This is a genomic window from Deinococcota bacterium, assembly GCA_030858465.1.
GTDB lineage: Bacteria > Deinococcota > Deinococci > Deinococcales > Trueperaceae > JALZLY01.
Map to the genome: position 1 here is coordinate 1 of JALZLY010000221.1, position 7,887 is coordinate 7,887.

Annotated in this window: 9 protein-coding genes; 5 read left to right on the forward strand and 4 right to left on the reverse strand. The window is 59.9% G+C overall.

Going from position 1 to position 7,887, the window contains the following annotated elements; genetic code table 11:
• Together M3498_11275 and M3498_11280 are read left to right on the forward strand one after the other, a co-directional pair.
• Positions 1-222, forward strand: a 222-nt coding sequence (locus M3498_11275) for an ABC transporter permease subunit (GenBank protein MDQ3459865.1), incomplete at its 5' end; no start/stop codon positions are given.
• Complete coding sequence (locus M3498_11280) at positions 222-1,400, forward strand: hypothetical protein (protein MDQ3459866.1); 1,179 nt, start codon at positions 222-224, stop codon at positions 1,398-1,400. The genes M3498_11275 and M3498_11280, both read left to right, overlap by 1 nt.
• Before the next feature lie 126 nt (positions 1,401-1,526).
• On the opposite strand, the gene M3498_11285 is transcribed toward M3498_11280, so the two are convergent.
• From M3498_11285 to M3498_11300, 4 genes are all read right to left on the reverse strand, one after another.
• A complete protein-coding gene (locus M3498_11285) occupies positions 1,527-2,081 on the reverse strand; it encodes a hypothetical protein (protein ID MDQ3459867.1) in 555 nt (184 codons plus the stop codon).
• Between the two features lie 24 nt (positions 2,082-2,105).
• Positions 2,106-2,567, reverse strand: a complete 462-nt coding sequence (locus tag M3498_11290; GenBank protein MDQ3459868.1) for a hypothetical protein — start codon at positions 2,565-2,567, stop codon at positions 2,106-2,108.
• Positions 2,568-2,625: 58 nt separating this feature from the next.
• Entirely contained in the window at positions 2,626-3,591 is a 966-nt protein-coding gene (locus tag M3498_11295; GenBank protein ID MDQ3459869.1) for a DNA adenine methylase, read from the reverse strand.
• 350 nt (positions 3,592-3,941) lie between these two features.
• Positions 3,942-4,403, reverse strand: coding sequence for a hypothetical protein (locus M3498_11300; protein MDQ3459870.1), 462 nt, complete (start codon positions 4,401-4,403; stop codon positions 3,942-3,944).
• A gap of 384 nt (positions 4,404-4,787) precedes the next feature.
• On the opposite strand from M3498_11300, the gene M3498_11305 reads away from it, so the two are divergent.
• The 3 genes from M3498_11305 to M3498_11315 form a co-directional block, all read left to right on the forward strand.
• Positions 4,788-5,774: a deoxyhypusine synthase family protein gene (locus M3498_11305; GenBank protein ID MDQ3459871.1), complete on the forward strand. Its 987-nt coding sequence runs from the start codon at positions 4,788-4,790 to the stop codon at positions 5,772-5,774.
• A 74-nt stretch (positions 5,775-5,848) separates the two neighbouring features.
• The gene (locus tag M3498_11310; protein ID MDQ3459872.1) at positions 5,849-6,403 is read left to right on the forward strand and encodes a Uma2 family endonuclease; all 555 of its coding nucleotides are present in this window, start codon (positions 5,849-5,851) and stop codon (positions 6,401-6,403) included.
• A gap of 333 nt (positions 6,404-6,736) precedes the next feature.
• Positions 6,737-7,887, forward strand: a 1,151-nt coding sequence (locus tag M3498_11315) for an N-6 DNA methylase (GenBank protein ID MDQ3459873.1), incomplete at its 3' end; no start/stop codon positions are given.

Below are 7,887 nucleotides of genomic sequence, written 5' to 3' on the forward strand. Positions count from 1 at the left end.
GCCGCCCTCAGCTTTCTTGGCCTCGGCACGCCGCCGCGCACGCCAAGCTGGGGCAACATGCTGCGCGAGGCGCAGAGCTTCATGAGCTTGAGCCCCTACCCCGCGCTGGTGCCGGGGATCGCCATCGCCCTGACCGTGCTCGGCTGGAGCCTCCTGGGCGACGGCCTCAGGGACGCGCTCGACCCGCGCTTGCGGGGCCAGGCAAGGAGCCGGCGGCGCTGATGTTGAGCGAGCGCGCCTTGGAGCGCCGCTTGAAGCGTCACGTTTACAAGGCGACGCAGCGCTACCTGGCAAGCTGCGCCCCCGGCCTCGAGCAGGTGCTGGTCGGCGAGCTGCGCGCGCTCGGCGCGGCGGAGATCGTAGCGGTCCGCGGCGGCGCCGAGTTCAGCGGGCCGCTTGACCTCCTCTACCACGGCAACCTGTGGCTGCGGACGGCCAACCGGCTGCTGTGGCGGCAGGGCGACTTCCTGGCTCAGTCCTACCCCATGCTCTTCAACAAGGCTGTGAGGCTCCGCTGGGAGCTCATGCTCGGCTTCGCACCCGCCTTTGCCGTCCGCGTCAGCGCCAGGGCTTCCAGGCTCCGGCACGGGGCCAAGATCGCCGAGACGCTGCACAGCGCGGCCCTCGAGGCTCTAGAACCCCTCGGCCTCGCACCCGCACTGCTTGACGACGCCCCTCTCACCGTTCATGCTCGCCTCTTTCAGGACCGCTGCACCCTGAGCCTCGACTCTTCGGGGGAGCTGCTCTTTCGGCGCGGCTACCGTCAGGCCACCGCCAAGGCGCCCATCCGCGAGACGCTGGCGGCCGGCTGCCTGCTGGAGGCGGGCTGGCAGAACTTCGATCTCATCGCCGACCCGATGTGCGGCTCGGGAACGCTCCTGCTCGAAGCCGCAGGCCTCGCGGAGGGGACCGCGCCGGGGCTGAACCGCTCCTTCGCCTTTGAACACTTCCCCAGCTTTCAGCCGAGCAAGTGGCAACGCCTGAGGCGAGAGGCGCGCTCGGCGGCTCCGGCCCACCCGGACCTCAGGCTCGTGGGCGCCGACCACGCGCTCGGCGCGCTGCGGGCGCTCTACGGCAACGCCGAGCGCGCAGGGTTGCGGGGCCGCCTCGAGGTCATGCGCGGCGACGCCACCAGCCTCGACTACGGCGCCCTGCGGGGCTCCAGCCACAGGCCACTCATCATCAGCAACCCGCCCTATGGCCTGCGCCTCGGCGAGGGCGAGGTCATGGCCCTCTACCGGGCGCTCGGCCAGCGTCTGCGGGAGACCGCGAAGGGCTGGAACTTCGCCCTCATCAGCCCTCATGCCAGGCTGCTCGAGACCGCCGGGCTCGAGGTCGGGAGCGTCACCCCCTTCGAAAACGGCGGCGTCCGAGTCGGCCTCTACCGGGGGCGCGTCTAGAGCCTAGGCCTCTCTCGCCTCAGGCCTTGACCCGCTGCTTAGGCTATAATCCAGTGGTCTATAATCCAGCGCTGAGCACTTCAGTCAATACCTTGATGCGCGTTTTCCCTGGGAACTATATACTTATCAACTTTTGATCTTTAGCTTGATAGGCCCCTGAACCCCGTCAACCTCTTTTAGCACCGCCCTTACGGGTATAAGCGCGCCTCTAGTAGTATAGAAGCTGCCGCCACGAACGGGCGTGGTGGTGTCTCGCTCGCTAAACCTGTTTGACGAATGCCTAAGTAGGCCGGGTGAACCTTGATGCCTTAAAAACCAGTCGCGCACCCCAGGTATGGGCAAGATGTAAAGTTCTCGCACGGTGACAAAGTAGTAGAAAAACAGGTCAGCCTCGGTGTAGAGAAAGCAGCCGGGGGTGCCACGTTCGCTGTTACTCAGGGTTTCAAAAAAGAAGTTTCCCGTCCGATGTAAGCGGTCAACCTTTAGTTCTACTTGGTAGACCGCTTTTTGGGTTTCCCAGATGAGGTCAACATCTTTGCTTTGATACTCGGGTACATCTTCTACGTTAGTAAGGTTGCTCGTGATGCCCAACCCATTTAACCAATCCGTGATTTGAGTCGCACCTAGCCGTGCAACAGCATAGGTGTCGTCAACAGCATACTTTCTAAGCATTTTCAGCATGTAGCTCCTAGCTTTTGCCTTGGCTCATATGTTCCCGCTATTGACCCATGTTTGAAACTGACTCATGTTGAAAACATGCAAGAGTTTGCCGTCAACTTGATTTCGCATCCATTGTTCGGCGCTCTTCTTGTAGCTTTTATAGGGCGACTGCATTTTGATATTCAGTACCGCAAGAGGAAACTTTTCATCTGCTGAGCCGCCCATTTGTTGCCACTTGCACTCAATAAGCAAACCCTCTGGCCACTTTTCAGGGTGGTAGATGGCAAAATCGCATTTACGCTTCGTCCCATAGATGCTTACCCCAATGTCAACCTGAGCTATGTCAACCTGAGCTATGTCAACCTGAGCCGAATAGATAGGCTGCTCGAGATACCTAGCGGCCTTGAACTTCGGCTTATCTACGAACTGATAGCCGCGCCCGACAAGCCTGTTCCAGACAACCACCTCGAGTACGCTTCCGGTATAGTTTGCGCCTTGCCGACCCATCTTGCTGACTTATCGGCCTCTTTCAAAGTACCCTGTGACCGTAGGGAATTGGGTATCGTCAGTAGTTCGTAATAAGAACCTCGTCTACTGCGTTACGCTTATTAGACTTGCAGTTTACGAAACGCGGCGCTTGCACGATGGCGATTTTAAACATGTTGCTCTTGTACAAGTCTTTGATAAAGAGCGTATCTGAGTTTGACAGCATCACCTTCACGCCGCTTTTGTGCAGTTTTACTACGAAATCCCTAAGCCGCACTTGGTCTTGCTCAGAAAAGTCCAGCTTGGAATACTTGGTAAACGACGTTTCGTCTTTGGGGTGATAGGGTGGATCGAAATACACGAAATCGCCGCGTTGGGGCTTGATAGTGTCAAACTCTCCATGCTCAATGTCGGCGACCTTTAGCACCTCATGACACGCCCAAATGTTGCTCTCTTGAACGATGCCGGGGTTTTTGTAGCGCCCTACGGGTACGTTGAACTCTCCTTTACTGTTGACTCGGTAAAGGCCGTTATAGCCCGTTTTGTTCATGTAGATAAAGCGTGCGGCAATGTCTACAGGTTCGGTAAGCTTCGTTTTGGCGCGCACTTTATAGTAATACTCGCCTGTGCCCTCCAGGGTATCACTGTGCTTAGCAGCGTGTACCTTGAGCGCCTCTATAAGTGCCGTAGGGTCTTTTTTTATAACGGTGTAGGCAAACACGAGGTCAAGGTTCGTATCGCTCAGGTGAGCAGCACGGAGCCGTTTGCGTCCTACCAGTTCAAAGAACAGCGCCCCGCCGCCTACAAATGGCTCGTGGTAGTCCCTGAAAGTCTCAGGCATCTTGAGTAAAAGCGTGTCCATGAGACTACGCTTACCGCCGACCCACTTTATAAACGGCGTAGCGATACCCGGCGGGGCGTCCGTTTCGTGCGGTTCACTCTCTATAGCTGCGTCTATGTCTTTGGTGTTGACCCTAGCGAGACGCTCGAGCGCCTCATCAAAGTCCATACCTAGGAACAGCGGTTGGTCTTTGGTCTTAGTCATTGTATCAGCGCCTTATAGGTGAGATGGCCTTCACGGTTGCTTGGCATGACGTTAAACCCGACCCATTCTTTTGCGTTCGCAAGTTGTACCGGAACGCAAACTCGTGCAGATAACGCTCTAAATGCTTATACCAATTGCCCAATCAAATGCCATAAACGATCTGTCATGCTTGGCTGTCCTGCACTGGCTTCTATTCATCAATTATTTATGGCTTTTCAAGTAGCGGTTGGTATTAGGAGTGACAAAGTGATAGATACCAACAATGCCGCGTTTAAGCGGCGCGAAAAAACCTGCTATGGTGTTTGGTGTGCATGTCGCCTGACACTCGCTGCAACGGACGCGCCTGCGCGTCAACCGTCCCACAGCCTCGAGTACTCGGCCAGCCGCCTCTCGTCGGGCCTGCTCAAGAGGCTGACGACGACCAGGACAAGCGTACCCACCACCACCGCCGGCACCACCGGAATCCAGCCGAAGGTCCAGGACAAAGGCAAGACGCCGGCCAGCCAGCCGATGGTGAGGCCCGACGACACCAGCCCGCCGGCCACCGCGCCCGCCCTCGTGCAGCGCGGCCAGTAGAGCCCCGCCACCAGGACGGGAAAGAGCATGGCGCTGCCCTGAAAGCTCCAGGTGGCGATCTCCATGATCACCCCCGGCGGGTTGATGGCGATGGCAAAGGACAGCGCGGCGATCACCCCCACGGTGACGCGGCCGACCAGGGCCTCCCCCTCGGGCGTGGTCTCCTTGTTGAGATACCTCGCGTAGAGGTCGCGGGTGAAGAGCGAGCTCGAGGTCATAAAATCGGTAGGCGTCAAACCGTTAGCTTGTTGTGGACGGCATAGGGTCTCCCATTGTTGAGGTGCAGCTTGTTGAGGTGCAGCTTGTTGAGATGCAGCTTGTTGAGATGCAACTGCCAGGGGCCGATTGGGCAACGCCTTGGCCTGTCCTAAACAGGCCGCTCCGGGCAGAGGGCACGCTGGGCGTGCAAGGGAGAGTCTAACAGAAGCGAGCGCCTACTGTTCGAGCCAGCCTCGAGTCGTCCCTCGCCATCTGCTAATCTGTCGTGTCGGCCTGGAGGCGCCGAAGTGCTCTTGGCACCTCGAGCCACCAAAGCAGAGGCTCCTTGGTGTGGAGCGAACAAAAGAACTCCGAGGGCTTGACGCTTCGTCAAGCCCGGCAAAGCCTGCTCACCTGAAAGGATGCTGGTCGTGCCCAAAGGACCCGTAAGTCAGTTCATCAAGCACCACTACCGCCACTTCAACGCCGCGGCGCTTCTAGACGCCGCCGAGGCCTACGAACGCCACTTAGGGGAGGGCGGCGTCATGATGGTCACCCTGGCCGGTGCCATGAGCACCGCCGAGCTGGGCCTCTCGCTCGCCGAGATGATCCGCCGGGACAAGGTCCACGCCATCTCCTGCACCGGCGCGAACCTGGAAGAGGACATCTTCAACCTGATCGCCCACGACTTCTACGAGCGCATCCCCAACTGGCGCGAGCTCAGCCCCGCGCAGGAGCAGGCCCTCCTGGACCGCCACATGAACCGCGTCACCGACACCACCATCCCCGAGATGGAGGCCATGCGCCGCCTCGAGAAGGCCCTCCTCAACGAGTGGCAACGGGCCGACCGAGCGGGCGAACGTTACTTTCCGCACGAGTTCATCTACAGGCTGATCAGGAGCGGCGCCTTGGAAGAGCACTACCAGATCGACCCCAAGGACTCCTGGGTCGTCGCCGCCGCCGAGAAGGACCTGCCCATCACCGTGCCCGGCTGGGAGGACTCCACCACCGGCAACATGTACGCGGGCCACTGCCTCACCGGTGGCATCGAAAACGTCCACACCGTGCGCAGCGGCATCGAGTACATGATGGCGCTCGCCGACTGGTACACCAGGGTCAGCCCCGAACACTCCGTCGGCTTCTTTCAGATTGGCGGCGGCATCGCCGGGGACTTCCCCATCTGCGTGGTGCCGATGCTCCACCAGGACATGCAGCGCCTGGGCGTCCCGGTGTGGGGTTACTTCTGCCAGATCAGCGACTCGACCACCTCCTACGGCTCCTACTCCGGCGCGGTGCCCAACGAAAAGATCACCTGGGGCAAGCTCGAGACCACCACGCCCAAGTTCGTCATCGAATCCGACGCGACCATCGTGGCGCCGCTCATCTTCGCCATGATCTTGGGGCAGTAAGAGAGGTTCTTGACGGCGGGGTTTAGAACTCGAGCCTTTTCTCACGCTCACCGCCACTCTGCTAAGATGTCGTCATGTACGCTTCCAGTGCGCTCGACCGCATCAGCGTGGGCGACTATCTTGCGGGCGAAAGGGACGCCGACATTCGCCACGAGTATGTGCATGGCTATGTTTATGCCATGGCGGGCTCGAGCCCTACACATAACATCATCGCCGGGAACATCGCTCGAGCGTTCGGCAACGCTTTGGCCGATCGTCCCTGCGTGGTCTACATGAGCGACATGAAGGTGCGCGCCGAGGACGTGTTTTACTACCCGGACGTCATGGTGGTCTGCGACAATGACCTGACGAGCTACTATCAGGAAAAGCCCTGCGTCATCGTCGAGGTCTTGAGCGAATCCACCGCGCGAAAAGACCTGCACGAAAAGCGCTTCGTCTACCAGAGCATTCGCGGCCTGGAGCTGTATCTGCTGGTGGACAGCCAGACCCGACAGATTCATGGCTTCTACCGCAGCCCGGAGGGTTGGCAAGAATGTGTGTTTCACACTGGAGAGGAGATTCCAGTTCCTTGTGTAGACGCCGCGTTGACCCACGCGCAGATATACGCCAAGACGGAACTCGGCATCTAGGGCGGACCGATCAGGGCTCGAGCCGCACTTCGGGCCATGCAGCCGCTCGCCAAAACGAGCAGCCTGGAAATTTTGCGGCAGCTTCGCGACGAGGCCCGGTACTAAGCTGTTCTATCTGGACACCAGCTTCCTCATGCCCTTTTACGTCGAGGCGAGCAGTGAATCCGTCGAGACGTCGCCCGCAACCACGGGGCTCAGATGCTCTACACCCTGGACAAGGGGATGACTCGAGCGGCGAAGACGCTGGGTATTCCCGCGAGCGACGCAGGCGTGGGCTAGGGATGAGCAAGGGCCGCCGCCTCATGCTCGCCTAACCTCTATACTCGCCTAACCATGTCGCTCCAGCTCATCCAGCAGTACCACGCCCGCGTCGAAAAGCTCATCCAGTACGGCGGCTCACGCAACGAGTCGAGCATCCGCGGCGCCTTTCAGTGGCTCTTGGAGAGCTACGCCGGCGGCAAGGGCCTGGTGCTGGTGCCCGAGCTCGAGATCCGCGTCAACGGCGCCTTCGTCCGGCCCGACGGCACCCTAAAAAACGCCGTTCGGCAGGACATGGGCTACTGGGAGAGCAAGGACGAGCGCGACAACTTAGACGCCGAGATCGCCCTAAAGCTCGCCAAGGGCTACCCCGACAGCAACATCCTCTTCGAGGACTCGCGCGAGGTCGTGCTCATTCAAAACGGCCAGGAGGTGGGGCGTAGCAGCTTTGGCGACAGCGCCATCCTTCACGCCCTGCTGAGCCAGTTCGTCGCCTTCGAGCCGCCCTTTGTTCGCACCTTCCGCGAGGCGGTCGGCAGGTTCCAAAACGACCTCCCTGACCTGCTGGACGAACTTCGCGGCGTCATCGAGGCGCAGGGCCAGGCCAATGCCGAGTTTCAGCGTCGCAGAGACCGCCTCTTGGGGCTCGCCCAAAAGGCCATCAACCCGCACCTGACCCCCGCCGACATCCGCGAGATGCTCATACAGCACATCCTCACCGAGGACATTTTCCTGAACGTCTTCAACGAAGCGCAGTTTCACCGCGAGAACAACATCGCCCGCGAGCTCGAGCACCTCAGCCAGAGCTTTTTCACCGGCGCGGTAAGACGGAACGCCCTCGCCCGCATCGAGTCCTACTACGCCATCATCCGCGCCGCCGCCGCGGGCATCGCCGACCACCACGAAAAGCAGAAGTTCCTAAAGGTCATCTACGAGAACTTCTACAAGGCTTACAACCCCGCCGGGGCCGACAGGTTAGGCATCGTTTACACGCCCGGTGAAATCGTCCGCTTCATGATAGAGGCCGCCGACCACCTCGTCTACCAGCACTTTGGCAAGCTCCTGGGCGACAAGGGCGTGAACATCTTAGACCCCGCGACCGGCACCGGCACCTTCGTCACCGAACTCATCGAGTACCTGCCCAAGGGACAGCTACCGCACAAGTACGCCCAAGAGATTTTCTGCAACGAGGTCGCCCTGCTGCCCTACTACACCGCCAACTTGAA